The organism is Mucilaginibacter sp. P4_G9 (genome assembly GCF_056400985.1).
Genome location: NZ_JBFUKF010000680.1, coordinates 1 through 1,676 on the forward strand (window position 1 = coordinate 1; position 1,676 = coordinate 1,676).

At 39.0% G+C, this 1,676-nt stretch carries 2 protein-coding genes; one reads left to right on the forward strand and one right to left on the reverse strand.

Features of this window, described 5'->3' with window-relative positions:
- Nucleotides 1-850: sensor histidine kinase (locus AC1DPZ_RS26675; RefSeq protein ID WP_477409202.1), on the forward strand; the 850-nt coding region annotated here is incomplete at its 5' end.
- An 11-nt stretch (nucleotides 851-861) separates the two neighbouring features.
- On the opposite strand, the gene AC1DPZ_RS26680 is transcribed toward AC1DPZ_RS26675, so the two are convergent.
- Entirely contained in the window at nucleotides 862-1,566 is a 705-nt protein-coding gene (locus AC1DPZ_RS26680; protein ID WP_477409204.1) for an NUDIX hydrolase, read from the reverse strand.
- Between the last annotated feature and the right edge of the window lie 110 nt (nucleotides 1,567-1,676).

Below are 1,676 nucleotides of genomic sequence, written 5' to 3' on the forward strand. Positions count from 1 at the left end.
CAACAAAGACCTTTCCATGACCATTGATAATCTTAAAAACACACGACATCATTTGGTTGATACCGAAAAAATGGCATCATTAGGCAGACTTACCGCTGGTGTTGCCCATGAAATAAATAACCCCATAAACTTTGTAAGTTCAAATGTTAAACCGCTCAGGCTCGATTTTGATGAGCTGTTTTTATTATTAAATAAATATGAAGAGCTTCTAAAAAAAACCGGTGATAAAGAACTTGTTAAGATAGCCTATACCTACAGGCAAAGCACAGATCCTGATTTTATAAAAAACGAAGTAGCCATTTTACTTAACGGTATTGAAGAAGGGGCAAAACGCACTGCCGAAATTGTAAAAAGCCTGTTCACTTTTAGTAATACAGATGGGCAGGTGCTAAAAAGACTCGATATAAATAAAGCCATACACGCCAACCTGCTTATATTAAAGAGTACCATCCCATATTGTATCGAAATTAAAACAGTTTTAAATACCCTGGAGCCCTTAAACTGCTACCCCGGCAACATCAACCAAATATTTATTAACCTGATAACCAACAGCGTTTATTCAATAACAGCAAAAGAACAACACCAAGACGATAAAATAACAATAATTACCCGGGACGTTATCGGCTATATTTCCATTGAAATAACAGATACAGGTATTGGCATGAGCGATGAAACAAAAGAACGCATATTTGAACCTTTTTTTACTACTAAGAACATTGGCGAAGGTATCGGCTTGGGCTTATTTATAGTATTTGGTATTATTGAAAAACACCACGGCAGTATTGATGTAATATCATCGCCGGGTAAAGGCACAACTTTTATTATAAAGATCCCTAAAAATTTAACCTGATATTTTTCTTCCTAAAAAAACTTCTCGGGGTTCGGAACCAGGTTCAGGAACGATTCAAAGTTTTGGGCGTAGTTTGATTGATCAAGCTTGTAATAAAATGCCCCTTTTTTTGATGATAGCTTATCTTTTTCGGGCTGTTTCACCAGCAAGCCTGTTGACAATAACTTGCGGCTGAAGTTCCTGTCGTCGAATTTGGTTTGATACACCCCTTCATACAGTGCCTGTAATTGCGGAATGGTAAATTTTTCGGGCAGCAACTGGAACAATATAGGGTGAAGTGCAGCTTTGTAACGCAATTGCCTTAACGCCAGTCTTACCATTTCGGCATGGTCGAATATCAGGTCGGGCATTTCATCCAGCAAAAACCATTCGGGATGAAACTCTTCGCTTAGCTGTTTTTCGTATTTGTGAATATCAATAAGCGCGAAATACGCGATAGACAAGGTACGTTCAACGGGGTCACGCTCCGGGCGGCCAAATACCTGGAACTGCTCCATATAAACATTTTTAAGCCCGGTACGTAATTCCAGTACACGGTTGGCGGCATCACCCGGCGACTCCGAAGGCTGTATAAATCCCCCCATCAGGCTCCATTTGTGTTTTTCAGGTTCAAGGCCACGCTGTACAAGTAGCAGCTTAATGTTCCAACCATCAAACCCAAATATGATACAATCGGTTGCCACCAACATGCGTTTCTGGCCGCTATACTTCTGCATAATTTAGTTTAGTTTAGAGTTTATTTACAAGTGTAAAAATAATTATGCAATTTTTTATTGTAAACCGGACAACTATTTTTTGAGAAAGCAAATACCATATTACCCATGCC

Excerpts from the sequence above, each read along its gene's own strand:
- AC1DPZ_RS26680 (WP_477409204.1), bottom strand. The coding sequence starts at position 1,566 with ATGCAGAAGTATAGCGGCCAGAAACGCATGTTGGTGGCAACCGATTGT.